Source organism: Xenorhabdus yunnanensis, assembly GCF_028598805.1.
Classification (GTDB): Bacteria; Pseudomonadota; Gammaproteobacteria; order Enterobacterales; family Enterobacteriaceae; genus Xenorhabdus; species Xenorhabdus yunnanensis.
On the sequence record NZ_JAQRFI010000001.1, the window covers coordinates 1 to 25,864 of the forward strand.

Annotated in this window: 19 protein-coding genes, 3 pseudogenes and 1 other annotated feature; of the genes and pseudogenes, 8 read left to right on the plus strand and 14 right to left on the minus strand. The window is 42.4% G+C overall.

Translation table 11 applies throughout. From position 1 onward, the window contains the following. The 3 pseudogenes from PSI23_RS00005 to PSI23_RS00015 form a co-directional block, all read left to right on the plus strand. A pseudogene (locus tag PSI23_RS00005) lies at positions 1 to 135 on the plus strand (IS701 family transposase); the annotation flags it as partial. A gap of 205 nt (positions 136 to 340) precedes the next feature. Then, positions 341 to 1,350, plus strand: a pseudogene (locus PSI23_RS00010) (PTS transporter subunit EIIC); the annotation flags it as partial. A 77-nt stretch (positions 1,351 to 1,427) separates the two neighbouring features. After that, a pseudogene (locus PSI23_RS00015) lies at positions 1,428 to 2,704 on the plus strand (glycoside hydrolase family 1 protein). Positions 2,705 to 2,850: 146 nt separating this feature from the next. Here the strand turns inward: PSI23_RS00015 and mog are convergent. After that, on the minus strand, positions 2,851 to 3,426 hold the full coding sequence (gene mog / locus PSI23_RS00020; RefSeq protein ID WP_273553130.1) for a molybdopterin adenylyltransferase: 576 nt from the start codon (positions 3,424 to 3,426) through the stop codon (positions 2,851 to 2,853). 114 nt (positions 3,427 to 3,540) lie between these two features. Beyond that, a complete protein-coding gene (gene tal, locus PSI23_RS00025) occupies positions 3,541 to 4,494 on the minus strand; it encodes a transaldolase (RefSeq protein ID WP_273553131.1) in 954 nt (317 codons plus the stop codon). Positions 4,495 to 4,664: 170 nt separating this feature from the next. Here tal and yaaA point away from each other — a divergent pair, with 170 nt between their 5' ends. Further along, positions 4,665 to 5,441 carry a peroxide stress protein YaaA gene (yaaA, locus tag PSI23_RS00030; RefSeq protein ID WP_273553132.1) on the plus strand — a complete coding sequence of 259 codons (777 nt, stop codon included), beginning with the start codon at positions 4,665 to 4,667 and terminating at the stop codon, positions 5,439 to 5,441. A 103-nt stretch (positions 5,442 to 5,544) separates the two neighbouring features. Here yaaA and thrC read toward each other — a convergent pair whose 3' ends face one another. The 4 genes from thrC to PSI23_RS00050 form a co-directional block, all read right to left on the minus strand. Beyond that, on the minus strand, positions 5,545 to 6,837 hold the full coding sequence (gene thrC / locus PSI23_RS00035; protein WP_273553133.1) for a threonine synthase: 1,293 nt from the start codon (positions 6,835 to 6,837) through the stop codon (positions 5,545 to 5,547). Positions 6,838 to 6,839: 2 nt separating this feature from the next. Then, positions 6,840 to 7,772, minus strand: coding sequence for a homoserine kinase (gene thrB, locus PSI23_RS00040; RefSeq protein WP_507232771.1), 933 nt, complete (start codon positions 7,770 to 7,772; stop codon positions 6,840 to 6,842). Continuing rightward, the gene (thrA, locus tag PSI23_RS00045; RefSeq protein ID WP_273553135.1) at positions 7,772 to 10,261 is read right to left on the minus strand and encodes a bifunctional aspartate kinase/homoserine dehydrogenase I; all 2,490 of its coding nucleotides are present in this window, start codon (positions 10,259 to 10,261) and stop codon (positions 7,772 to 7,774) included. Before thrA ends, thrB begins: the two co-directional genes overlap by 1 nt. Positions 10,262 to 10,286: 25 nt before the next feature. Continuing rightward, positions 10,287 to 10,406, minus strand: a sequence feature (Thr leader region). Between the two features lie 477 nt (positions 10,407 to 10,883). After that, entirely contained in the window at positions 10,884 to 11,063 is a 180-nt protein-coding gene (locus PSI23_RS00050) for a hypothetical protein (protein WP_092517163.1), read from the minus strand. A gap of 36 nt (positions 11,064 to 11,099) precedes the next feature. On the opposite strand from PSI23_RS00050, the gene arcA reads away from it, so the two are divergent. Next, positions 11,100 to 11,816 (plus strand): two-component system response regulator ArcA, encoded by a 717-nt coding sequence (gene arcA, locus PSI23_RS00055; protein ID WP_273553136.1) that lies wholly within the window; start codon positions 11,100 to 11,102, stop codon positions 11,814 to 11,816. Between the two features lie 181 nt (positions 11,817 to 11,997). Here the strand turns inward: arcA and creA are convergent, their stop codons facing one another. Next, positions 11,998 to 12,474 carry a protein CreA gene (creA, locus tag PSI23_RS00060; RefSeq protein ID WP_273553137.1) on the minus strand — a complete coding sequence of 159 codons (477 nt, stop codon included), beginning with the start codon at positions 12,472 to 12,474 and terminating at the stop codon, positions 11,998 to 12,000. A gap of 840 nt (positions 12,475 to 13,314) precedes the next feature. Between creA and robA the strand changes: the two genes are divergently transcribed. Further along, positions 13,315 to 14,196: an MDR efflux pump AcrAB transcriptional activator RobA gene (gene robA / locus PSI23_RS00065; RefSeq protein WP_273553138.1), complete on the plus strand. Its 882-nt coding sequence runs from the start codon at positions 13,315 to 13,317 to the stop codon at positions 14,194 to 14,196. Here the strand turns inward: robA and gpmB are convergent. Beyond that, positions 14,193 to 14,840: a 2,3-diphosphoglycerate-dependent phosphoglycerate mutase GpmB gene (gene gpmB / locus PSI23_RS00070; RefSeq protein WP_273553139.1), complete on the minus strand. Its 648-nt coding sequence runs from the start codon at positions 14,838 to 14,840 to the stop codon at positions 14,193 to 14,195. The genes robA and gpmB overlap by 4 nt on opposite strands. Positions 14,841 to 14,894: 54 nt before the next feature. Between gpmB and yjjX the strand changes: the two genes are divergently transcribed. Beyond that, complete coding sequence (gene yjjX / locus PSI23_RS00075; RefSeq protein ID WP_273553140.1) at positions 14,895 to 15,422, plus strand: inosine/xanthosine triphosphatase; 528 nt, start codon at positions 14,895 to 14,897, stop codon at positions 15,420 to 15,422. A 127-nt stretch (positions 15,423 to 15,549) separates the two neighbouring features. On the opposite strand, the gene trpR is transcribed toward yjjX, so the two are convergent. Together trpR and sltY are read right to left on the minus strand one after the other, a co-directional pair. Continuing rightward, positions 15,550 to 15,873: a trp operon repressor gene (gene trpR / locus PSI23_RS00080; protein ID WP_273553141.1), complete on the minus strand. Its 324-nt coding sequence runs from the start codon at positions 15,871 to 15,873 to the stop codon at positions 15,550 to 15,552. Positions 15,874 to 15,930: 57 nt separating this feature from the next. After that, positions 15,931 to 17,850, minus strand: a complete 1,920-nt coding sequence (sltY, locus tag PSI23_RS00085; protein WP_273553142.1) for a murein transglycosylase — start codon at positions 17,848 to 17,850, stop codon at positions 15,931 to 15,933. Positions 17,851 to 18,315: 465 nt separating this feature from the next. Between sltY and ettA the strand changes: the two genes are divergently transcribed. Beyond that, positions 18,316 to 19,983: an energy-dependent translational throttle protein EttA gene (gene ettA / locus PSI23_RS00090; protein WP_273553143.1), complete on the plus strand. Its 1,668-nt coding sequence runs from the start codon at positions 18,316 to 18,318 to the stop codon at positions 19,981 to 19,983. 140 nt (positions 19,984 to 20,123) lie between these two features. Here the strand turns inward: ettA and PSI23_RS00095 are convergent, their stop codons facing one another. The 4 genes from PSI23_RS00095 to serB form a co-directional block, all read right to left on the minus strand. Then, complete coding sequence (locus PSI23_RS00095) at positions 20,124 to 20,852, minus strand: ATP-binding cassette domain-containing protein (protein WP_273553144.1); 729 nt, start codon at positions 20,850 to 20,852, stop codon at positions 20,124 to 20,126. A gap of 677 nt (positions 20,853 to 21,529) precedes the next feature. Next, a complete protein-coding gene (nadR, locus tag PSI23_RS00100) occupies positions 21,530 to 22,756 on the minus strand; it encodes a multifunctional transcriptional regulator/nicotinamide-nucleotide adenylyltransferase/ribosylnicotinamide kinase NadR (RefSeq protein ID WP_273553145.1) in 1,227 nt (408 codons plus the stop codon). Positions 22,757 to 23,415: 659 nt separating this feature from the next. Then, positions 23,416 to 24,798, minus strand: a complete 1,383-nt coding sequence (radA, locus tag PSI23_RS00105) for a DNA repair protein RadA (protein ID WP_273553146.1) — start codon at positions 24,796 to 24,798, stop codon at positions 23,416 to 23,418. Between the two features lie 39 nt (positions 24,799 to 24,837). After that, entirely contained in the window at positions 24,838 to 25,815 is a 978-nt protein-coding gene (serB, locus tag PSI23_RS00110) for a phosphoserine phosphatase (RefSeq protein ID WP_273553147.1), read from the minus strand. Positions 25,816 to 25,864: the final 49 nt, after the last annotated feature.

A 25,864-nucleotide genomic window follows, 5' to 3' on the forward strand; every position in this document is an offset into this window, starting at 1 on the left:
GTGCGGCGATGGCAGAGCTGGCACCGACATATTACCTTGTCGTTGCTGGCCCATGCAGTCCTGGCGGTTCTGCGGGTACAGGAGAAAAAAAACACCGGTAGGCCGGGTTCCACTCAGTGTAGCGGAACTCCGTAAGCTGCTGTCAAAGCTGATGGAAAAAGCGGGAAAGACAATAGAACAGATTTTACATTGGTCAGACTGGCGACGACGGCATCAATACCGGGCGCAACAATGTCACTACCGCCGCCGGGGAGATCATCGGCTTACAGAGCAATTACGGCTGTAGTATTAGACAGGAAAAACCTGACATTGGCTCTCTCCACCATATGGAGGACTGGCGTTGTCAGGTTTTTTCTATCTATACATTGCATTTGATTGGACAACGCCTGACAGTGGTACTTATCGTATTTTGTATGCAGCCAGCGACTCGCTGTTTTATTTTTTCCTTTTATTACTTGGGTATACCGCAGGTAAAAAATCGGGGGTAATCCATTTATTACAATGGGTATTGGCGGGGCATTGGTACATCCTCTGATTATCTCGGCTTTCGATGCTTCACTTGTTGCTGGCAGTACAACTGAATATTTTATGGGAATTCCACTCTCATTTTTGAATTATAGCTCTTCTGTGATCCCAATTATTTTTGCTTCTTGGATAAGCTGTAAAATAGAAAAAAAATTGGATGCACTCCTGCCTGCTACTATCAAAACCTTCGTAACTCCTCTTATCTGCCTGATGTTGGTTGTTCCGCTTGTATTTATTGTTGTTGGACCAGAGGCTACATGGCTAAGCCAATTATTAGCTAATGGCTATCAAACTATATATGGATTTGCTCCAGTTTTGGCAGGCGCGATTATGGGAGCAATCTGGCAAGTCTGTGTCATTTTCGGTTTGCATTGGGGATTAGTGCCAATCATATTCAACAACTTAACAGTTTTGGGGCACGATACGTTAGCTCCTTTGTTATTGCCTGCTGTCATAGGGCAAACAGGGGCAGTATTTGGCGTTTTCCTGCGAACCCGCGATGCTAAATTAAAAATGCTGTCTGGTTCTGCTATTACTGCGGGTATGTTTGGTATCACTGAACCTGCGGTTTATGGTGTCACCCTACCTTACCGCCGACCATTTTTCTTTGGCTGTATTGCCGGCTCAATTGGTGGTGCTGTCATCGGTTATTACCAAAGTGCCATCTATTCAATAGGTCTGTCCAATATTTTTACCTTTACTCAAATGATCCCCCCAACAGGGATCGATAATACAGTATGGGGAGCAATTATTGGTACGTTGCTGGCGTTTAGCATTGCTACCATTTTGACATGGATGTTTGGGCTGCCTGCTATTACTGATCAGCCCCCCGGAAGGCAAAATCAATAAGCATCAATCTGAGTTCCCGCATAAGCCTTAAGTGTCCATGAAAGGAGATTTAAATGAAACAGTTTCCAACGCATTTTCTATGGGGAGGCGCGATTGCCGCCAATCAAGTTGAAGGTGCTTATTTGACGGATGGAAAAGGTCTTTCTACATCAGATGTTTTGTCACAGGGGATTACTGGCCCCGTGGTTGAGCGTGATCCTTCGGATGAAACTCTCTATATCAAAGATATTGCTATCGATTTTTATCACCGTTATCCCGAAGATATCGCCTTGTTTGCAGAAATGGGCTTTAAATGCTTACGTACCTCGATTGCCTGGAGCCGGATTTTTCCTCATGGGGATGAAAAGCAACCCAATGAAGCGGGATTGGCATTCTATGACAGGCTGTTCGACGAAATGGCTAAATATGGTATTCAACCCTTGATTACATTATCTCATTATGAAATGCCGTGGATGTTAGTCGAAAAATATGGTGGGTGGAGGAATCGTAAGCTGATCGCATTTTTTGAACACTATGCACGCACGGTATTTACCCGCTACCAGAATAAGGAGTGGTGAAATTGTGCCGGTAAATCATTCCTGATGCCCGGATTGGCAATATGTTGCTTGGGGATTTGATGTATCCATTAACCTGTAAAGCAGAAGATGTACTGGCAACGCTTCAACAAAATCAAAAGTGGCTGTTTTTTGGTGATGTTCAATGCCGTGGAAATTATCCCAGCTATATGCTGCGTTATTTTCGCGAGAATGGTATTGAATTTACCATTACAGAACAGGATAGACATGATCTGAAGAATACCGTCGATTTTATTTCATTCAGTTATTACATGAGCGGCTGCACGACAACAGATGACGCGGAATACCAGAAACAACAGGGCAATATCCTGCATATGGTGACCAACCCTCATTTGCCAAGTTCAGAATGGGGCTGGCAGATAGATTCTCTTGGTTTACGTACTATATTGAATTTGCTCTGGGATCGTTATCAGAAGCCATTGTTTATTGTTGAAAATGGCTTGGGCGCGAAAGATACACCAGAAGCGGATGGCAGTATTCGGGATGATTACCGCATTCAATACCTTAAAGATCACCTTATCCAAGTCAGAGAAGCAATTGAAGATGGTGTGGATGTTATGGGATATACCAGTTGGGGGCCGATTGATTTGGTCAGCGCTTCAAAAGGTGAAATAACCAAACGCTACGGTTATATCTATGTTGATCAAAATGAGCAAGGGACAGGAACGTTAGAACGACGCCGTAAGGAGAGTTTTTATTGGTATAAGCAGGTGATTGAAACCAATGGCTGTAATTTGAGCGAATTGAGTGAATAGTTTTATCTTTTATCTTTTATCTTTTATCTATAAGCTCTCTTATCCATAAGGTTCTGAGCTTGTTCAGAACCTTTATGATATTCATTTATGTCATTCAATTATTGATAACAAAAAATTATTGATGACAAAGAGAAAAATGCGGGTTGTTAACGACGTGCGCTTTTTGGTCTGAATGCTGCCACAATGTTTTCATCCGTTTCAACATAAGGGCCGTCCAGCAGTTGGATGCAGTAGGGAACACTGGAAAAAATTCCTGCTACCAGTACCTTGCCATTTTCGTCTTTCAGTCCTTCCAGTGTTTCTGCGATGGCTTTAGGTTGTCCGGGAAGATTCAGAATCAGCGCTTGATTGCGGATCACTCCTACCTGTCGGGACAGGATTGCCGTTGGCACAAATTGAAGGCTGATTTGGCGCATCTGTTCGCCAAATCCGGGCATTTCTCTATCAGCAATCGCCAGCGTTGCATCCGGTGTGACATCGCGGCGTGCTGGCCCTGTTCCTCCTGTGGTCAGAACCAGATGGCATCCGAGTTCATCGACCAATTCACACAATGTTTGCTCAATCAGGATTTGCTCATCAGGAATCAGGCGAGTTTCTACACTAAAAGGCGTAGTAATTGCTTTTGCGATCCATGTATTCAGTGCAGGCAGCCCCTTGTCCTGATAAATTCCGTTGGAAGCCCGATCAGAAACAGACACGAGGCCAATGCGCAATACGTTCATACAAACCTCAATTAACGATAAAAATAGAGAAAATGTTATTGATGGTGAAATGAAAAACAAAAGGCGACTTATTATGTCGCCTTTATATAAGAAAAAATAGCGGGTCGCCTAAGATTACAGCAGATCAGCGATCATGCTCTCAAGTTTACCTTGGTCTACTGCAAACTTACGGATGCCTTCCGCCAGTTTTTCAGTTGCCATTGCATCTTGATGATGGTTCCAGTAGAACTCAGCTTCAGTCATTGGGGTTGGACGCGCTTTGATTTCGCCTTCATAGCCCAGCTTGCACTCAACTTCGCCTTCTGCTTCAGACAGCTCTTTCAGCAGTGCTGGAGAGATAGTCAGGCGGTCACAGCCAGCCAGTTCCAGAATTTCACCAGAGTTACGGAAACTTGCACCCATAACAACTGTGTTGTAGCCGTGTTCTTTGTAGTATTGATAAATTTCAGAAACGGAAGTCACACCTGGATCTTCATGTGGTGCAAATTCTTTCTTGTCGCCATTTGCTTTGTACCAATCAAGGATACGGCCAACAAATGGGGAGATCAGATAGACACCAGCTTCTGCACAAGCACGGGCTTGGGCGAAGGAGAACAGCAGGGTCAGGTTACAGTTGATGCCTTCTTTTTCCAGCTGTTCCGCAGCACGGATGCCCTGCCATGTGGAAGCCAGTTTGATCAGAATGCGATCATTGCTTATGCCCGCTTCGTTGTACAGTTTGATCAGACGTTTTGCTTTCGCTACGCTAGCTTCGGTGTCATAAGACAGGCGAGCATCAACTTCAGTGGAAATACGGCCGGGGATCAGTTTCAGAATTTCCAGGCCAATGTTGACAGCCAATTTATCGCCGGCATCAATAAGTTGCTGTTCACGGGAATCGCTTTGACCACGTGCCCATTCAACGGCTTCATCAATCAGTTGGCGATATTCTGGAATTTGTGCTGCATTCAAAATCAGGGAAGGATTGGTGGTTGCGTCTTGCGGCTGATACAGTTTCATCGCCGCGATATCCCCGGTATCTGCTACTACTGTTGTCAGTTTACGCAGGGAAGTCAGTTTATCGGTCATGTTTAATATCTCATCGTTATACGTAAAATCTTTGGCAACGTTGCCTCGCCATCCCGTGATAATAACATGGTCAAGCGCGGCTGTAAGGAAGGAAAATCCTATCGCTGATATTCTCCCCTTTCTGTTTTTTTTGCTAAAGTAGGGAAAGTTTGGATTATTAGGAAAAAATAATGCTTATTACCATTTCACCTGCAAAAACACTCGATTATGAAAGTCCACTTGCGACAGAAAAATTTAGCCAACCATTATTATTGGCGGAATCCCAACAACTGATTGATGTTTGCCGGGTTTTAACACCTGCGAAAATCGGCAGTTTGATGAGTATTAGTGATAAATTGGCGGGATTGAATGCTGCTCGTTTTGGTGAATGGCAGCCAAATTTCACACTAGAAAATGCTCGTCAGGCGATTTTGGCATTTAAGGGCGATGTTTATACTGGTATGCAGGCAGAAACTTTCTCAGCTGAAGATTTTGATTTTGCTCAAACGCATTTGAGGATTTTATCTGGCTTGTATGGGGTTTTGCGCCCTCTCGATTTGATGCAGCCTTATCGTTTGGAAATGGGAATTAAACTGGAAAATCCGCGTGGTAAAGATCTGTATAAGTTTTGGGGCGATCGTATTACTGAAAACTTGAATACAGCACTGGAACAGCAAGACGATGATATTTTGGTTAATCTGGCATCAGATGAGTATTTCAAATCGGTAAATACCAAAAAATTGACCGCCCGGATTATCAAACCTGTTTTCCTTGATGAAAAAAATGGCAAATACAAAGTCATTAGTTTCTATGCTAAAAAAGCCCGTGGATTGATGAGCCGTTTTATTATTCAGAATCAACTGACCGATCCAGCTCGGCTGGTGGAATTCAATCTGGAAGGGTATGTCTTTGATGAGTCTCTTTCCAAAGGAAATGAGCTGGTATTTAAGCGCACTGAGCAGCATTAATCTTTCAACATAACTTATTTACAATATAAATTTATTTACAATATAAATAGAGTCCAGTATGGAATCACTCCACCCATTCATAGGGGGAGTGATAAATACTATGTTATTTCGGCGCTCTTTCCATCAGGAATTCACGCAACGTTGAAAAATCAGCAGGTAAAAAGTGTGATAGCAAAGCTAAATCGGCTCGATCTGCCAATTCTACAGGTAATGGCAATGTCTGGCCCAGGGTTGCTTCGACACTTTCCTTGAATTTGGCTGGATGAGCGGTGCCCAAGAATAAGCCATATTCTCCTTCTTGCAATTGATCACGCAAGACACGATAAGCGATGGCAGCATGCGGTTCGGAAATATAGCCTTTTGCCGCTAGTTCACGCATGGTGCTTTGAGTAGTCGCGTCATCCACAACTCCGTTAGCCAGTTCACTCAGTGCCCAGCCTTTGCGTTTGAACAGTTCTTCAATGCGCGGCCAGTTATTGGGCTGACTGACATCCATTGCATTGGACAGAGTCGGGATAGTCTGATGCGGCATCCAACTACCTTCTGCTAAATAACGGGGAACTGTATCATTGACATTAGTTGCCGCAACAAAACGTTTTATCGGTAGTCCCAGCGATTTTGCCAGTAGCCCGGCGGTCAAATTACCGAAATTGCCACTTGGGACGGAAATGACCAATTGCTCACGTTTTTCTACAGAGATCTGCGCAACCGCTTCAAAGTAATAACAGATTTGTGCCAGTAGGCGGCTGATATTAATTGAGTTGGCTGAATTGAGATGCAAGGCTTGCTTCAATTCTTCGTCATCAAAAGCCTGTTTGACCAAGGCCTGACAAACATCGAAATCTCCTTTGATAGCGACTGTATGGATATTGCCACCCAGAGTACAAAAGAGTTTTTCTTGCAATGGGCTGATTTTGCCTTCGGGATAGAGGATCACAACCTGTACGTTATTCAAACCATAGAAAGCATGGGCAACTGCGGCACCGGTATCACCGGATGTTGCTGTTAAAATAGTAACGGGCTTTTCTCCCGCGATCTGCGCAAGAATTTGAGCCATGAAACGACCGCCAAAGTCTTTGAAAGCCAGTGTTGGGCCGTGATAAAGCTCCAGTGAAGCGATATCATCTTCGACAGCGGTTACGGGAGCAGGGAAAGCAAAAGCGTTCTGCACTCGGTCTGCTAATTGCTCTGTGGAAATTTCATCGCCAATAAAGGCGGAGAGAATGCGTTGGCTGCGGCTGACAAAATCCAATTTCAATAAGTCGTCAATCTCATCACGGCTGAATTCTGGTAAATCCTGCGGAAAAAAGAGGCCTTGTCGCTTACCCAACCCTTGTTTTACCGCTTGTGAAAAACTGACCTGCTCACTGCTGTCTTTTAAGTTATATAATTTCATGGTTACTTTACCTGTCGTGCGCCTGCGAGATCCAGACGGCAAATATGTACAAAGCCTTCATCATTCTGTACGTAATTTTGTTGCAGCCATTGTGAGACTTCTTCTGCTACAGCCATTTCATTACAAATGGCAAAGAGGGTTGGGCCTGAACCTGAAATACTGCACGCCAGCGCCCCTAACTTTTTGACCGTATCACGTGCGTTGGCAAATCCTGGTAAGAGTTTTGTGCGATAAGGCTCCGCGACAACATCTTTCATTAATTTGGCAGCCAATTCTGGTTGTTGGGTATGACAAGCGTGAATAAAACCAGCAAAATGACGTCCATGCTCAATGATGTCATTGCGGACATAGTGTTTTGGCAGAATCGCACGGGCTTCTGATGTTGATACTCTGATGCCGGGATAAGCCATTACCCACAACCAATCATCAAACGCGGGAACCGACAGGCAGGTAGTATCTTCCTGGGATAAAATTAATTGTAGCCCTCCTAAATAGCAGGGAGCGACATTATCATAATGAACACTACCGGAAATGCGTCCTTCTAATTCTCCCATCATGTCCAGCAACTGGTTTTGGTTAAATGGGCGGCCTGCATACTCATTCAATGCCACCAGACCCGCAACGACAGAACAGGCACTAGAGCCTAATCCTGAACCAATCGGCATATTTTTCTCTAATGTCAAGGCAACGGGCAATTTTTCCCCCAGCCGTTGACAAAAAAGCTGCCAGCATTGGTAGACAATATTTTCTTTGGGATCAGTAGGTAACTTGCCGACAAATCGTCCTTTATTATTCAGACTGAAACTTTCAGCTTCACTTACGGAGACACAATCTCCAAGCAACGAGCCATCAACGGGAGAAACCGCTGCGCCGAGCACATCAAATCCGACGCCAACGTTCCCGATAGAAGCAGGCGCATAAACCCTGACAACCATTAAACCCCCAATTTCCATGATAGAGTGCGTAATATATCAGCAAAAACCCCTGCTGCCGTTACATCATTCCCTGCGCCATAACCACGCAATACCAGCGGGATGGGTTGATAATAACGGGTATAGAAAGCCAACGCATTTTCGCCGTTCTTGACTTTATAAAGTGGATCGTTGCCATCAACAGAGACCATTTTCACTGTACAACGGCCATGTTCAATCAGGCCAACATAACGCAAAACTTTCCCTTGTTCAGCGGCATCCTCAGCACGTTGGCTGAATTCCTGATCCAATTGCGGCAAATGTTGCAGGAAACTGCCAACATCGCCACTGGCATCGAAAGATGCTGGTAAAACTGGTTCAACATGGATATCTCCCAGTTCCAGTTCATAGCCCGCCTCTCGCGCCAAGATCAGCAGTTTTCGGGCAACATCCATGCCTGAGAGATCATCCCGTGGATCAGGTTCAGTAAAGCCCTTCTCTTTTGCCAGCATGGTTGCTTGTGAAAGCGTCATACCTTCATCCAACATGCCGAAAATGTAGGACAGAGAACCAGATAGGATGCCACTGAATTGGACTAATTCATCACCGGCATTAAGCAGATTCTGTAAGTTTTCGATAACAGGCAATCCAGCCCCTACGTTGGTGTCATACAGAAATTTGCGTTTTGATTTTTCTGCCGCCTGACGGATTTGGCGGTAATAAGCCATCGACAAAGTATTGGCTTTTTTGTTCGGTGTAACAATGTTAAAGCCGTCGCTGAGGAAGCTGGCATATTGTTCTGCAATCGACTGATTAGAAGTGCAGTCCACAATGACCGGATTCAGGAGATGGTACTCCTTTTCAAGACGGATCAGACGACTCAGGCTAAAAGGCTCAGTTGCTTCTGAGAGCGCTTGTTGCCAGTTATCCAAACAGATGCCTTGCATATCAGTCAACAAAGCGCGGGAATTGGCTATACCACAGACGCGTAGTTCGATGTGTTTCTGCTTGAGCCAGGTTTGTTGACGGCGTATTTGCTCGATTAAAGCACTGCCCACACCACCTACACCGACAACAAAGACCTCAACAACTTGAGCAGTGTTAAACAGCATTTGGTGACAGAGTCGGACAGCCGTAGTTGCTGCATCATTTTCAATTACAGCGGAAATGGAACGTTCGGAAGAGCCTTGTGCAATAGCAATGATGTTGATGTTGGCGCGTGTCAAGGCGGAGAAAAAGCGGGCTGAAATTCCTCTCTGGGTACGCATGCCATCTCCAACGACTGAGATGATGGCAAGATTATTCATGACGTCGATGGGATCAAGTACGCCATCTTTTAATTCCAGATAAAACTCTTCTGTTAATGCCTTTTGCGCTTTCAGCAGCTCTTTTTGTGGCACACAGAAACTGATGCTGTATTCCGATGAAGACTGTGTAATCAACACAACAGAAATACCTTTGCGTGACATGACGGAAAATATCCGTGCTGCCATCCCGACCATGCCTTTCATTCCGGGTCCGGAAACGTTGATCATCGCCATATGATTCAGGTTAGTAATACCCTTAATCGGCATGTCCTGATCTTTTTGTTCATCACGAACGGGAGTATTGCCAATAGGAGTATTGCCAATAAAAGTACCAGGTACATCGGGATTGGCAGTGTTTTTTATCAGGCAAGGAATTTGAAATTGGGCAATGGGGGCGATGGTACGGGGATGAAGAACTGTCGCACCGAAATACGATAATTCCATCGCTTCTTGGTATGACAGGCTTCTCAGCAAGCGTGCATCTTTAACCGCCCTTGGATCACACGTGTAAACACCGTCTACATCAGTCCAGATTTCGCAACAATCTGCTTGCAGACAGGCCGCCAGTACTGCGGCTGAATAGTCAGAGCCATTGCGTCCCAGCACGACCAATTCGCCATTTTCATTACCCGCAGTGAAGCCAGCCATCAGGATGATGTGGTCAGCAGGAATGTTAAGTTCAGCAATTCGTTTGGAAGATTCATGGATATCAACGGTGGATTCGAGACAATACCCATGCGCCAAAAGGTTTTTGACGGGATCAATGACAGTCACTTTATGGCCACGAGCCTGTAATACTGCTTCCATGATAGCAATCGACAGTTTTTCACCACGACAGATCAGGGAGGCATTAATGCTATCTGGACATTGTTTTAACAAGGAAATGCCGTGCAGAATCTGCTTAAGGCTGGCTAGTTCACGCTCTACTATCCCTTTCAGCCGCTCATAATCAAACCCTGCTTGTTGCTCTTTTAACCCTGACAGCAAATCAGTAAAGATTTGGGTGGCATCGCTCATATTGGAAACAATGTCTTGCCCTGCGATCGTTTTTTCAATCATTGCCACCAGATGGTTGGTGATCTTTGCCGGTGCAGAGAGTACTAAGGCAATTTGCCCAAGGGATAACTCATTCTCGGCGATATCTGCGACACTCAGTACACGGCGGTGATTTGCAACTGAGGTTCCCCCAAATTTCAATACTCTCATTAACATTCTTCTCCTGATTTTCTGCCAAAAAAAAGCCCGTATCTTGTGGGATACGGGCTTATTGTTATTTTATGTGTATGCGTCAGCCCGCACCGCAACTCATGGTTCCGGTGGTAATCGTGGTGGTAGTTATAGTGGCATTTATAAGAGCCATTTTTTTTGGGCTGATATGGTGCATAGTTTCCTGTCTGTCTTTTGATTTGTTTGACCCTATATTGGGTAAATTAAATTGTGGTCAATGTCAAATATTTTTTAGGATGAAAGAAGAAAAAATCATCATTTTTTGTATCGTAATTATTCAAAATATAACAAAATGGACGAATTATTATCTGGCTAATTGGATTTTTTACTAGCATTTAATTTTGTAAAAAACATATTTTGTAATTATTTTATCTTTATGATAAAAACGTGCTGTTTGGATATTTTAATGCCGAGCCAATCTCTTCAAGCATTCACGAGATCTCGATGTTAATTAACATATTTCATTCAAGTTAATAACAAATAACCTAAACTAAAATTAACAATTACAATTAATGTTAACGTGCTACAATTGGTTTTGATATGCATCAACAAAAGTTAGTTTTTTTAGAAGGCAAATGCATTACTAGCTGTTATATTGCTGTTAATAGATTAATATAGTGCCTTGTTTAAATCGGGTTTTTTCAGGTATGTACCCTCCGGCAAAGCGACGCTGGCTTTTAGCGTAAAACATATCAAAATATTTATTTTGGGCATAAGCTGGTTTTTTGTGACTCAGAACAAAATCAGCATATTTTCTTTTCATAATAACAGCTTGTGTCACACAGATTCTGTTTTTTAGCGATTTTAGGTAGCAACCATGCAAACCCCGCACATTTTGATTGTTGAAGACGAAATTGTCACACGCAATACCCTTAAAAGCATTTTTGAAGCTGAAGGGTATGTCGTTTATGAAGCTACTGACGGTTCAGAAATGCACAACATTCTGTCAGATAACGCTATCAATTTAGTGATTATGGATATCAATCTGCCAGGTAAAAACGGGTTACTACTTGCCCGTGAATTACGCGAGCAGGCAAATGTCGCTTTGATGTTCTTAACAGGCCGTGACAATGAAGTGGACAAAATCCTTGGTCTCGAAATCGGTGCTGATGACTATATAACCAAGCCATTTAACCCGCGTGAGTTAACCATCCGTGCGCGGAATTTGCTTTCGCGGACAATGAATCTGAATCATTCAGGTGAAGAACGCCGTCAAGTTGAAAGCTATAAGTTCAGTGGTTGGGAGCTGGATATCAATAGCCGCTCTTTGGTTAGCCCAATGGGAGATCAGTACAAACTGCCGCGTAGCGAATTCCGTGCGATGCTTCATTTCTGTGAGAATCCAGGAAAAATCCAGACCCGTGCAGAGTTGTTGAAAAAAATGACTGGCCGTGAACTGAAGCCTCACGATCGTACTGTTGATGTTACTATTCGTCGTATTCGTAAACACTTTGAGTCGACACCAGATATCCCAGAAATCATTGTGACCATCCACGGTGAAGGTTACCGTTTCTGTGGTGTGTTAGAAGACTAATTGATACCTTTTCGATACTTCTTTAGAGGTATTATTTTTTATAGGTAGATAGCCTTATAGGTAGATAGCTTTATAGGCACATAATCGTTTGATTGTGATGTAGCTTATTTGTCAAAAAGCCCTGATGTCATAAAACATACAGGGCTTTTTTTGGGGGGAGGTGTTTGCTTTAATGAGCTATTCACTTTTTCCATGGCATAATTGGTACGGCACTGATCGCATTTTTAGGAGAGCCATTGATTATTTTGTCAGAATAGGTTAAATAAATCAGCGAATTGCGCTTTTTATCATAGAAACGTACAACCTGTAATTTTTTAAATACCAAAGAAGTCCGTTTCTGGAAGACGACTTGTCCTTGCTGGGGGGATTCCTTTATCTTATCGGCTAACTCAATCGGACCAACTTGTTGGCAGGATATAGCCGCATCAGATGTATCTTCTGCCAATCCTAATCCTCCCTTGATTCCTCCGGTTTTGGCTCTGCTCAAATAGCAGGTGACATTTTTAACGTCAGGGTCATCAAAGGCTTCTATTACTATTTTATTATCAGGACCCAAAATTTTGAACGCTGTGTTGACCGAACCGATCTCCTCAGCATGTAGAATCACAGGAGAAAAGAGTAAGGCTGCCGCTACTGCTACTTTCTTTATTGTTCCCATATTTAGTCCATTTGAATTAAATAAATACAGTGAAAATATCTATCATTCACATATAATGTAAATTAATAGTTTCAATCAAGCCATTTTCACCGTGAATGCATCTATGGTAAATACATCTGTGGTGAAAAGCCGTGGCATTATAGCTGAATATGCACCCAAGACGAACGATCAATGGCTTTTAAATCTATTTCGTTGACGATTTGTTCCGTTTAAGGCGCTAAAAAATAGGCGGCACTTCAAGTAAAAAGCTGCGGCATTGGTGCCAGATCGACATTCAACACGTCAATAGTGATTTTCTCTTATATTTCATACTATTGATTTATTTGCCAAGACAATGCTTGACATATTAACAGGTCTACTATTAATTTATTCCAAGCTTAAGCTTGGTTAATTTTATTGTGATTTGTTTATAATATATGTAACAGTCATCGTATCGAATGAAATAATTTTGGCATTCATGGTACTCATGAAATAAATATCAGTTAGTGATAGTAAGATTTATCAATCAATTGATTAAAGTAAGTATGCTGCATAATACTCAGGAAAAAGAATGATGCTAAAGGATAAAAGTTGCGCTAAGAGAATGGGTATTATGGCTAGAAATTAAGGATAGTGTTTTGAGTAAGGATCGTGTTTTGAATGCAAAGCCCGCAGTATGCCTGAATGGCAGGCTATCAGTGGCCTTAAATCTATGTTTATTTTTTTGGGAAAATTATAGATGCTGATTATCGATCAAACTACATAAAAATATGTTTTTAGGAAAAACTTTTTATTTTCAAACTAATAAGTTGTTTTATATTTATATGATTTTCTTTTTGTCTTAATGACTTAGGGAGATGTATGGATCAAACCAACATCATTCGAGACTTGCTGCATTGGGTAGATAATAATCTGGATCGTCCATTGTCCCTTGATAATGTTGCAGCAAAAGCGGGTTACTCCAAATGGCACTTACAACGCATGTTCAAGGATGTAACAGGTCAGGCAATCGGTTCTTATATCCGTGCGCGAAGATTATCCAGAGCCGCCGTTGCATTACGTTTAACCAGCCGTCCTATTTTGGACATTGCCTTGCAATATCGCTTTGATTCTCAGCAAACTTTCACTAGAGCTTTCAAGAAACAATTTGACCGAACGCCAGCATCCTATCGTCGGAGCGAAGAGTGGTGCGCAAAGGGAATATGTCCTCCTATCTTGCTGGATAACAAACCCCTGCCAGAGCACAAATATGTCACATTGGAAGAGAAGCCGCTTATCGGTACTGAGCACACTTGTAGCTATATGCTCGAGCAATGGTCAGAAGCTTGCAAGAATATGCGTCATGATTTCTGGATTAACTACCTACAGGAGGCTGAGGTATTACCACCGAGACTTTATGGGTTACACCATACTACTCTCAGTATGGAGCATGAAGATGAACAGACTGTATTCTATACCACGGCCATCGAGCCAGAATATGCGACCTTTGATACTAAAGAAAGTCATCCCGTTGTCTTGCCGGGTGGGGATTATATTTCATTCAGTTATTTTGGTGATAAAGAACAGTTACAAGAATTCCTCTTTACCATTTATGGTGTCTGTCTGCCAACACTAAACATCACTCGCAGAAAGGGGTACGATGTCGAGCGGTATTACCTCACTAACCTTGAATGGAAAAATCTTGGGGATGAGTCCCAAAATCATGTTGTTGAATTTGAGTATCTCATCCCAATTGAGCGTTAACCTTGTAATTCATCCAAGGCGGGCATATCCAGATGTGTGATATCGCCCGTTGTCTCAACTATCCAACCTGAAGCCAGCCATGGGCTATCCTGATAATCCACGCGTGAGATGGAGCAGTTTCTTAACCGCAGGCGGCGTTCTGAATTGGCAGGAAGACCCAGAATAGAACAGATCAAACTGACGAGCGCTATTCCATGACTTATCAACAGTGGACGGCTGCCAGCAGGCAGATTGAGGCAGTTTTCCAGTGCGGCGCGCATACGGGCAGATACTTCATCCATCGATTCACCTTCTGGGATCCGTCCATTTGGTGTACCATCGACAAGACTTTTACGCCAAGATTCTTCTTCTGGTGTGAGGGAATTTAGTTCGCGATTTTCCAGAACGCCCATATGTAACTCTCGCAGGCGTGGTTCCAGTATGACGTCGCAGCCACAGGCTTTAGCGATGATTTCTGCTGTTTGGCGTGTCCGACCAAGGTCACTGGTGATAACATGGGTAATGTTTTCTGATTTAACTCTTTGCGCGACCAAGTGAGCTTGGCGCCGACCAATTTCAGTCAAAGGACTGTCAGATTGCCCCTGAATACGACGAGCCACGTTCCATTCGGTTTCGCCATGACGAACAAGATAGACCTGTAACATAGTTATTTTCCGTTATACTGCATCATGAAATAATTCAAAGGATAATTTATTTATATGTACCACGTTATTGCAGCAACAACTAACCCTGCGAAGATAAAAGCGATTAGCCTTGCATTCGATGATGTTTTTGGTCCGGGCACTTACCACATAGAAGATGTCAATGTAGATAGCAGTGTACCTCAGCAACCGATTGGTAATACTGAAACCCGCACAGGTGCTCGTCATCGAGTTATGGCTGCTCGTCAAGTCCGGCCAGAAGCTGATTTCTGGGTTGGGGTTGAAGCAGGAATTGAAGGTGACATGACATTTGCCTGGATGGTCGTTGAGCATAAACAAATTCGGGGAGAATCGCGTTCCGCTAGCCTGATGTTGCCTGAAAAAGTCTTGGAAGGCATTCGTGAAGGACGCGAACTTGGCCATGAAATGGCAGGCGTGGCTGGCGTCGATAATATCAAGCAGAAAGGCGGTGCGATCGGCTTCTTTACCAATGGTATTCTGACGCGTACCAGCGTTTATCATCAAGCTCTGATACTGGCTCTTGTGCCTATCCATCATGAAGTTTACAAAGAGTTGAATAACTAATCTTAATGTTAGTCTACCTAACGCTGACTGTATATAAATACGCGATATGTAATACAGTAGCTGTTTGGGGGCACAATTGGATGGCCCCCACCGAGTGACTTCAGCCGTTATTTTATAGTGGTTATTTTCAGTCAGTTAATAACTGCGTTTCCAGCCATTTCTTAACATGATCTGGTGCGTTTTTTAAACTGTTGGAACCACGCGTAATTGTTGCAATGCCTACACCCAACTCATTTTTCAGTTCACGTTGGCTCATTTGCCCACGTATCAATTCCTGAATGATTCTCACCCGAGTTGATAAAGCAGTACGTTCATCGGGGGATAATAATAGCTGCAAAATAGAATGTTGCAAATTTTGTTCAAATGCGGTTTGTAACAGCCCGACAAAAGTGAGCCAATCATTACCATCTTCTGGGGAAAGTGCAGGATCAATCAAGTGATTTGGTGTCATAATTAACTGCCATACTATTTAACTAGTACGGCAGCATATCACATTATATCTCTTAAATTAATAACGTCTTTGCCATTCGCCATCAGTCAGCACGTTAGTCATTTTCCCCATAAGATAATTGTAGAACATATCGTAGGCAAGAACGTTTTTGACATAATTGCGTGTTTCAGGAAAAGGAATGCTCTCAATAAAAGCGATTGGATCGATGTTCCCTGAGGTATTAGCCAACCAACGCTCAACATTTGCAGGGCCAGCATTATAAGCAGCACTGGCAAGAATCCGGTTATTACCAAAACGCTGGTAGACCGAGTCAAGGTAAGCCGTACCAATTTTAATGTTCGTAATAGGGTTCATTAATTGACTGCTGCCGACATAACCCGGAATTTTCTTACTCTTTACCGTATATTCGGCGGTTTTTGGCATGATCTGCATTAACCCGCTGGCTCCTTTGGAAGAACGGGCTTGTGGGTTCCATGCACTTTCCTGACGGGCAATTGCCATTGCATAACTCTGTGAAATACTTTTATCTGACGTGAAGTTTGCAAATTCGTTTTTCCACGCCAGCGGGAAACGTTCTTCGAGATGATTCCACATTTTTCCCGTAATGGTCGCCTGTACACTGAATGCTGGCCAGTGTTGTTCAAACGCATAACGAGCTAATTGCTCCTGTTTCACGCGATTTTGCGAAGAAACCAAGTTAATCCATTCTGAGCGTGCCCGGTCATCCATATTCCAATACAGTAACTCGCGGATACGCTTAATTTCCGGCATATTGGCAAGGGAGCTATCGGGCTTTTCTATTTTATTGATGATCAGAGAATAGGGCATATATAATTTCAGGGCTGCCACCATGGGATAAAAACCACGATACCCGGTCAGTTTACGTAATATGGCCTTGCCTTCAGCGGTTTTTCCTTGATTGAGCAGAATCATGGCACTCCAATATTGCCATTCATCTTGCTGCAACGTTTTTTGGGGCATCAACGCAATCCATTTTTCAAGCCCTGGATGACCAGTATTCTGTAATGTCAAGCGAGCACGTCGTTCAAGCAACCCGATTGAATGTGAATGGAGAATAGTATCGTCCCGCCATTTTGCTAGTTCTGGTGTGATGTTTTTCATCAATTGCCATGCGACGCTATCTTTTAATTGCTGTCGCTCGGTATCATTCATCTTTTGTGAGCGGACAAGTTTTGGGATGCTTTCTATGGCATTCTCAGCATTTATACGGGCAAATCGGGGAAAGATTATCATGATAACCGAGCGGGTAAAGTTGGTTGGTTTTGTGGTCGTGGCGAATTGTTCAATAAATGCGGGGTTATGTTGCAACTTTATCAAACTTGCTCCCAGACTCTGATAACTCAATGGCAAACGCTTGGCAAGATAGGTAACCTGTTTGGTGTTATTGGTTTTCATTACCAATTGGATACGCTGCAAAATTAAATTTGTAGAGAGGTATCCAGCCTGCTCCCAGACATTGAATAGTTTATTGCAATCATCAGGCAGTGAGTTGCCGTCCAGCCAAATTTCTTGTGCTCCTTTCCAGGCGACTTGCTGGTGTCCTGTTGCCCATTGCGCAAAGTAATAATTACAGCGTGCTTTAATTGTATTTGGAGGGCTGGAACTGAATGCCAGAATGCCGTTCCAGTCACCATTATTGGCCAGTGTATTGATAAATTGCGGAGTCAGTGAACGCGCTAATGGCAGAGTAGGGTAAGTATTAATAAAGTAGTGTACTTGCTGAGGAGTTACAATTGCCAAATCCTGAGATAATTGACGGTGTTCGAGATAGGGGTACAGCGGGTAATTTTTCAGCGTTGGCATCAACCGCGCCACTTCCGCCATATTTTTTGCGTTCCATGCCTGCTGTATTTCTTTATATCGCTGACGTTGAGCATCCAGAGAATCAGCATGTGCCGCTCCAGCAACAACAGAAACCATACTTACAGCCATAACGAAATGCTGCCACTTATTCATTGCCACATACTCCTCCAGAAGACGACTATCAATATCTCAATACCCAAGTGCATTGTCTAAATGCTATGTAATTATAATCATATTATTGATACAAGTTATTACAATTGGTGAAGACAGAACGGAACGCATTGGAATAGTGTTATTTGATTGGAATAGTGTTATTTGATTGGAATAGTGTTATTTGAAAAGAGCAGCGGCAATCCTGTTTGTTTTCCATTCCGTAGCGAATACAATCAACACGCTGGAATGGCGATACTGTCCATAATGATACTGTCCATAAACAGACGTTCCATTCAGATGATCTTTACCGTTTGCGGCCACGGAATGCCTAAATTTAACTCTAATTAGGTGGAGACATCATACGTAAAAACACGCTACGTAAAATTTAGGGTAAAATACGCCATTCAAGTCCTATAAACGCAAACAATTTTGAAAATTTCCTGATTAATTAAAAGGTAAAATACATTGGCTCAATATGTTTATAGTATGCATCGGGTGGGTAAAATTGTGCCCCCGAAAAGGCATATTCTGAAAAATATTTCTCTGAGTTTTTTCCCTGGAGCAAAAATCGGTGTTCTCGGCCTGAATGGTGCAGGTAAATCTACCTTACTGCGCATCATGGCGGGTATTGATAAAGATATTGAGGGAGAAGCTCGCCCACAACCGGGCATTAAAATCGGCTATCTACCGCAGGAACCTAAACTTAATCCTGAACATACCGTTCGTGAAGCAGTGGAAGAAGCTGTTAGCGAAGTCAAAAATGCCCTGACTCGCCTTGATGAAGTCTATGCTGCTTATGCTGAGCCGGAAGCGGATTTTGATAAGCTGGCAAAAGAGCAGGGTGAGCTGGAAGCGATTATCCAATCTCATGACGGACACAATCTGGAAAACCAGCTTGAGCGAGCGGCTGATGCCCTGCGTCTACCTGCATGGGATGCTAAGATTGAACTCCTGTCCGGTGGTGAGCGTCGTCGTGTAGCGATTTGTCGCCTGTTACTGGAAAAACCAGACATGCTGTTACTCGACGAACCGACTAACCACCTTGATGCTGAATCTGTCGCATGGTTAGAACGCTTCCTGCATGATTATGAAGGCACTGTGGTTGCGATTACCCACGATCGTTACTTCCTTGATAACGTTGCTGGCTGGATCTTGGAGCTTGATCGTGGTGAAGGCATTCCATGGGAAGGCAACTACTCCTCATGGCTGGAACAAAAAGATGCTCGTCTGGCACAGGAAGCAGCGTCAGAAGCGGCTCGCCGTAAATCCATTGAGAAAGAACTTGAGTGGGTTCGCCAAAATCCGAAAGGACGTCAGGCAAAAGGCAAGGCACGTCTGGCTCGCTTTGAAGAACTTAATAACGTCGACTACCAGAAGCGCAATGAAACCAGTGAATTGTTCATTCCACCTGGCCCACGTTTGGGGGACAAGGTACTGGAAGTCACCAATCTGACCAAATCTTATAGTGATCGCGTTCTGATCGACAACTTGAGTTTCTCTCTGCCTAAAGGAGCGATTGTTGGGATCATCGGTCCGAACGGGGCGGGTAAATCAACTCTGTTCCGTATGTTGTCCGGTCAAGAGCAGCCAGATTCTGGTTCGATTACACTGGGTGAAACGGTTAAATTGGCGTCTGTTGATCAGTTCCGCGATAACATGGATGACAGCAAAACCGTTTGGGAAGAAGTTTCAGGCGGTCAAGACATCATGCGCATTGGCAACTTTGAAATTCCAAGCCGTGCCTATGTTGGCCGCTTTAACTTCAAAGGCGTAGATCAAGGCAAGCGTGTTGGCGAATTGTCTGGTGGTGAACGTGGTCGTTTGCATTTATCCAAACTGCTGCAAGTTGGCGGCAACATGCTGCTGCTTGACGAACCAACCAACGATTTGGACATTGAAACTCTGCGTGCTTTGGAAAACGCCCTGCTGGAATTTCCGGGCTGTGCAATGGTTATTTCCCATGACCGTTGGTTCCTTGACCGTATCGCAACACACATCATTGATTATCAGGATGAAGGTAAAGTTTCCTTCTTTGAAGGGAACTTTAGTGAATACGAAGATTATAAGAAGCGAACTCTGGGGGCTGAAGCACTGGAGCCTCACCGCATCAAATATAAAAAGATCAGCAAGTAAGTCTGATAGCAAGTAAATTTGATGGGTAGTAAATTTGATAGATAGAAAATTAAATAGATAGAAAATTAAATAGATAGAAAAAACGGCCTGATGTCAGGCCGTTTTTTATTGATAATCACTAAATTATTGCACTAACTACATTACTGCACTAAAACTCGTTGTTCCATAACGGGTTCATAAGTTTTAACAGCCTTTCCCCTAGCTAAAGTGATAACGCTACTTGCATGCTGCACCAAGCGTTTATCTTGGGAGGCAATGACAACTGTGCCTTTTTGTTCATGTGCAATAAATTTACAGATATTAATGAATGTCTGAAATGCCTGATGATCTAAATTGCGTGTCGGGTCATCTGCAAATAAATATTCAGGTCTTCTGACTATGGCTTTCGCCATTGCAGCCAGCTGTTTCTCGTTTTCAGACAGTTCCCCTGGATAATAACGGCTCTTATCGCCTAATTTCACAACATCCAACGATTTCAGCGCGATTTTTTCTGCTTGTTCGCGAGAAAGTGATAATCCATAAGACGTTGATAATAACAAGTTATCTAATAGCGTGAGTTCACTAAATAAGTTGAAATCTTGGAAAATAAACCCACTGTTTTCACTATGAAACTTTCCTAATTCTACATCATTCATTAGTTTCAACTTGTTATTATTAATTAATACATCTCCTTGATCTGGTTGTAACATACCCGACGCAATCGACAATATTGTACGGTTAGTCGATGCCTTCGGCCCTGTTATCAAAGTAATTTCACCTGGTATAATAGAAAATGTGATATCTGAAATCATTTCATGATTAACTGTAGCACCAGTTAAACCATATGAAATATTGATAACCTCAATCGATTTAAATTGATTTAAGTTCATATTCTCAACACAATTAGGTTAAAAGATTAAAGCTTTTTCCTTAACATATGCTGTCTAAATCCATTCGTAATAACATTAATGTCCTTATGGCATTATACGAATAAAAATAGTCTATATGTGAAACATCTTCACCAAAGATATGCTCATCTTATGTCAATTATTATTTACAATGACTATCTAATAAATGAGATGTTTCTTAGTCTTAGAATAAAAAATCAAGAATATTAATAAATTATGCTTAAGACAATGCTTAAAACAAATAAAAATAGCATAAGTTCTTCTATTTTTATTCCACTTTGATAATAAGGAAAAAAGTCATTTTATATTTTGTTAATGTTTTAAAGCTACTTCTCATTACCTCCATTATTGATAAAAACACCTAGAATATTTGTGGATTTGTTAATGACTAATAAATTTTATATAAATAAATCAATAGGTCTGTTCATTAAATGACTTATTTCCATGTAATTCAAGTCAAAACAGTAAAATTAAAGTATCAAAAAATATTATTATCACAATTTATTTTATTATCATTGTAAAAATAACTAAAGTTAACATTTGATTCAATGTTAAAATGGTATGTATACAAGGTGATAAAGATTGTAGTGAATAATAAGTCACTATCAATTAATCATGATAATAATATAAGTGTAATCTATTTTATATATAAAAGTTAGTTACTCCATTAACATTTGTTGAACTAGTTCAACACAACGTAGAAAACGCTGATCATAATCCGGTGAGTTGACGCAAACATAATCGATATTATTTTTCTTCAACAAATTCTCAAGTAAATGTTGAAATTCTTTGCGGTCTCGTTCGCTGCCTAAACTTCTTAAACCATCCGCAACCCACGGAGTATTGTTTTCTAAAAAAATAACTAAATCAAAGCGATACTCATCAATCATCGCCTGAACAAAAGGGTGTTCTTTTCCTTCATAGCGTTTGCAAAATGCCTGTGTTGTCACGAAATCAGTATCAATAAACGCAACTTTATTAGCATATTTAACGGAAAAATCAATGTATTGAGCATGACCTAATGCAATTTTATCGTAATCTGAGTATTGCAAGGCCATTTCGTCTCCACCAAGATGGGAAAACACGTATTTACGCCCATATTCCCATGCGCTGGTCGTGTTAAACATATTGGCGAGTTTATTCACTAATGTCGATTTTCCGCTCGATTCACCACCAAGAATAGCGACTGTACGTACAAAGAATGGCTTCACTTCTGTCGGGATATATTCCCAATAACGGAAAGGAGCCTGACGGATTTGGCTACCGCTAATATTCATGAATGAGCGTTGTGGATCGATAAGTACGGTTTCAATGCCGAAATACTCTTTATAGCGAGAAACATCCTGTGATTCGCTGGAATAGATATATTCAGGATTGATGCCTTTTGTTGCCAGAAACGACTTAACGCCTTTACTCCATGCTTCCCAGCCGTTTGGATATGGCTCCATTCCTTGTTCATCAAATGCATGAATATGAATATTCTTTTGATACTTGAATGTTTGCAGTAGCCATCTCAAGCGGTCACTCACAGTAGGTTGCTGAGACATCGAACTATTAATGAATAACTCCCGATCACGCACTTCGTCATAACAAAGCACAACGTGTAGTTCATCAACTTGACTGGATGCTCGTTGAATCAAATAAATGTGTCCAGTATGTAATGGGTAAAATTTACCAAACACAACTCCAGTTGTTTTCTTTTCCATGGGATACGCCAATCCTAGATATTGATGAAGAGAAGCCAGCTTCTGCGCGCTAGGACTCTTTATCTTGTCGTTAATAAGTTGGCTTAGATAGCCTTTTGTCATTCCGCTGGCATCAGCAATCTGCTGCAACGTGTAACCTGCCTGTTTGATCGCTTCTTTTAAATAGTCAAATTGCCCCATAAAACCTCCTGATGTTTAGTATACTAAACAAAGTAGCATGCTTATTATGAAAGGTAAAAACAAAATTGGTTGTTTATTGATGTTTTGGGGTTAAGTTCTGTCATTTTAACTACTATTGGTATTTAAAATTGTATAATTATGAATATATATAAAATAAAATAACCTAATACTAAATTAGTAGTTTAATTCAAAAAATGAATGGCAATGGGATTTGTTGAATTTTTATTAGATAGGTTGGTTGGCTCTGCTCGCTATGTAAATGTTTATATAACCATTTGTGGTTTAAATTTAATCAATAATTTGTGGCCAATAAATAATGACGTTTAGTAAGAATAGAAAAAATTTAAATAATATGATATTTAACTGCTTGATTTTTTATTTAAGCAGAATGAATAAAAATACTTTTCTAAAGTTTTATTAGATTACATTCTTAAATTAGGAATATTCTGAATTTTTTCATTTTTGAATAACATTTTTTAAAATTTAAATCGATAAATAGAGAGTATTAATTTAATTAAATTCCCCATTTGCTATGTGACGGCAGGCAAATAATATTCTTGATAATTAGGAAAAACACCTAAATCTTTACCCAATAGATTTCAGGCGCTAACTTGAAATCTATTGGGTGTATAGATCCAGAAGGAATAAAAAATTTTTTCTTAATCTAGATCATCTAGAATAGATAAGGCATCTGCCAATTTTTTGACTCCAAATACTTTCATATCAGGCAGTGATTTTTTCGGCATGTTGGCATGAGGAACAATAGCTCGTTTAAAACCGTGTTTAGCTGCTTCTGAAATGCGTTCTTGTCCACTGGGAACGGGACGTATTTCACCTGCCAATCCCACTTCACCAAAGACCACCAGATCACGAGGCAGAGGTCGATTACGAAAGCTGGAAACTAAAGAGAGCAATAATGCTAAATCAGCACTTGTTTCCGTGACTTTTACCCCGCCAACAACGTTCACAAAAACATCTTGGTCAGCCATTTGCAGACCGCCGTGTCGATGCAAAACCGCGAGTAGAATAGCCAGCCTGTTTTGTTCAAGTCCTACTGCTACACGGCGTGGATTTGACATCATAGAGTGATCTACCAATGCCTGGATTTCAACAAGTAAAGGGCGAGTACCTTCCCAGACAATCATGACTGAACTACCCGAGGTAATTTCATCACCACGACTCAGGAAAATGGCAGAAGGGTTATTCACTTCCCTTAATCCCTGTTCGGTCATCGCGAACACGCCCAGCTCATTAACGGCACCGAAGCGGTTTTTATGACTACGTAGGGTACGGAAACGGGAATCAGCTTCACCATCCAACATAACGGAGCAGTCTATACAGTGTTCAAGTACCTTGGGGCCAGCCAAAGAGCCATCTTTTGTCACATGCCCAACCATGATTATGGCTACACCACGAGTTTTGGCAAACCGTGTCAGGTAGGCTGCGGTTTCCCTTACCTGGGCAACACTGCCTGGTGACGATTGAATATCAGCCATGTGCATGACCTGAATTGAATCAATTACCATGAGTTTGGGCTGTTCTTGCTCTGCAATCAGACAAATTTGTTCAATGCTGGTTTCCGACAGCATGTTGAGTTGATCTGTCGGCAAACCCAGCCGATGTGCTCGCATCGCCACCTGCTGCAATGATTCTTCCCCTGTCACATACAGGGTTTTCATCTGGGCTGATAATTGGCACATGGTTTGTAAAAGCAGGGTACTTTTCCCTGCTCCGGGATTACCACCAATCAAAATGGCACTGCCCGGAACCACACCGCCGCCGAGAACACGGTCAAACTCTTTAAACCCGGTTGAAAAGCGGGGCAGTTCTTCCAGGCTGATATCAGAAAGTTTCTGTACCTTGCTGATACCTGTATCCCCAGCATAACCACTAAAACGCTCATTACGGGATGATGAAGCTGAGGCCAAACGTATTTCCGTAATGGTATTCCATGCGTGGCACGCAGTACATTGCCCCTGCCAACGGGGATAATCCGCGCCACACTCGTTACAGACAAATGCCCGCTTTGCTGCTTTTGCCACTTTGTTCTCCCTCAATATAATGACTTTTGCCTGTTGGTATTAACGTTCTTCGTGTTTTAAACCACCGCTCAACACGCACAGGACACCCATTAAATCTGCATGGCGGATAGCAACTTTGGCTTGGGCATACACTTTTGGCTTGGCGTGATAGGCTATTCCTAATCCTGCCTTACGGATCATTTTCAGATCATTGGCACCATCTCCAATGGCGACGGTTTGACTCAGAGGAATATCCAGAGTTTTTGCCAATCTTATCAACGTGGTTGCCTTGTATTTTGCATCGACAATCGGGCCTTTGACGTTACCGGTTAGCTTGCCATCTTTTACCTCCAGCTGATTAGCGACTGCGTCAAAAAGACGCAGTTGTTGGCGAAGATTATCGGCAAAGAAAGTGAAGCCGCCAGAGGCAATTGCGACGTGCCAATCCAATGATTGTAATTTGCGAACAAGGCTGGTTAGCCCCGGCATAAGGGGAAGAGTTTCCATCACTTGCTGCAAGATGGATGCGTCGGCACCTGCCAACTGAGCAACTCGCTCATGCAGACTTTCTGAAAAATCCAGTTCGCCTTGCATTGCCCGCTCGGTGATTTCCGCTACCTTATCGCCAACACCTGCCAGACGGGCAATCTCATCAATACACTCAATTTGTATAGCGGTGGAATCCATATCCATTACCAATAAACCGGGGGAGCGAAGACGCGGGATTTGCCCCAATGGAACGACATCCAAGCGGCACTCATCAGCCAGTCGTTTAATACGAGGAGAAAGGCTACCGGCAATGCGGACAACCTGATAATCATCAATCCGCCATGAAGAGACCACCACAATGGCTGCTCCCAGCCGGTGCTGAAAATCACTGATACGCTGTTTATCCAAACCACGTCCATACAGCAACCAGCCACTATCTCCTGCTCTGTAATCCAGTGGCATGACTTCATCGCCGCTGAGGGACAAGGGTAACCCGGGCCATTTATGGATCTCATCCGGTAAGTAACGATAGGCCAGATTATTCGACATGAACATAGACTCCTGTAATTCCATATAATTTGGTGGAGGCAAAAAACGC

Bases quoted from the DNA above. Each gene is read 5' to 3' on its own strand.
- mog (WP_273553130.1), bottom strand. From the start codon at position 3,426: ATGAACGTATTGCGCATTGGCCTCGTGTCTGTTTCTGATCGGGCTTCC.
- tal (WP_273553131.1), bottom strand. From the start codon at position 4,494: ATGACCGATAAACTGACTTCCCTGCGTAAACTGACAACAGTAGTAGCA.
- yaaA (WP_273553132.1), top strand. From the start codon at position 4,665: ATGCTTATTACCATTTCACCTGCAAAAACACTCGATTATGAAAGTCCA.
- thrC (WP_273553133.1), bottom strand. From the start codon at position 6,837: ATGAAATTATATAACTTAAAAGACAGCAGTGAGCAGGTCAGTTTTTCA.
- thrB (WP_507232771.1), bottom strand. From the start codon at position 7,772: ATGGTTGTCAGGGTTTATGCGCCTGCTTCTATCGGGAACGTTGGCGTC.
- thrA (WP_273553135.1), bottom strand. From the start codon at position 10,261: ATGAGAGTATTGAAATTTGGGGGAACCTCAGTTGCAAATCACCGCCGT.
- arcA (WP_273553136.1), top strand. From the start codon at position 11,100: ATGCAAACCCCGCACATTTTGATTGTTGAAGACGAAATTGTCACACGC.
- creA (WP_273553137.1), bottom strand. From the start codon at position 12,474: ATGGGAACAATAAAGAAAGTAGCAGTAGCGGCAGCCTTACTCTTTTCT.
- robA (WP_273553138.1), top strand. From the start codon at position 13,315: ATGGATCAAACCAACATCATTCGAGACTTGCTGCATTGGGTAGATAAT.
- gpmB (WP_273553139.1), bottom strand. From the start codon at position 14,840: ATGTTACAGGTCTATCTTGTTCGTCATGGCGAAACCGAATGGAACGTG.
- yjjX (WP_273553140.1), top strand. From the start codon at position 14,895: ATGTACCACGTTATTGCAGCAACAACTAACCCTGCGAAGATAAAAGCG.
- trpR (WP_273553141.1), bottom strand. From the start codon at position 15,873: ATGACACCAAATCACTTGATTGATCCTGCACTTTCCCCAGAAGATGGT.
- sltY (WP_273553142.1), bottom strand. From the start codon at position 17,850: ATGAATAAGTGGCAGCATTTCGTTATGGCTGTAAGTATGGTTTCTGTT.
- PSI23_RS00095 (WP_273553144.1), bottom strand. From the start codon at position 20,852: ATGAACTTAAATCAATTTAAATCGATTGAGGTTATCAATATTTCATAT.
- nadR (WP_273553145.1), bottom strand. From the start codon at position 22,756: ATGGGGCAATTTGACTATTTAAAAGAAGCGATCAAACAGGCAGGTTAC.
- serB (WP_273553147.1), bottom strand. From the start codon at position 25,815: ATGTCGAATAATCTGGCCTATCGTTACTTACCGGATGAGATCCATAAA.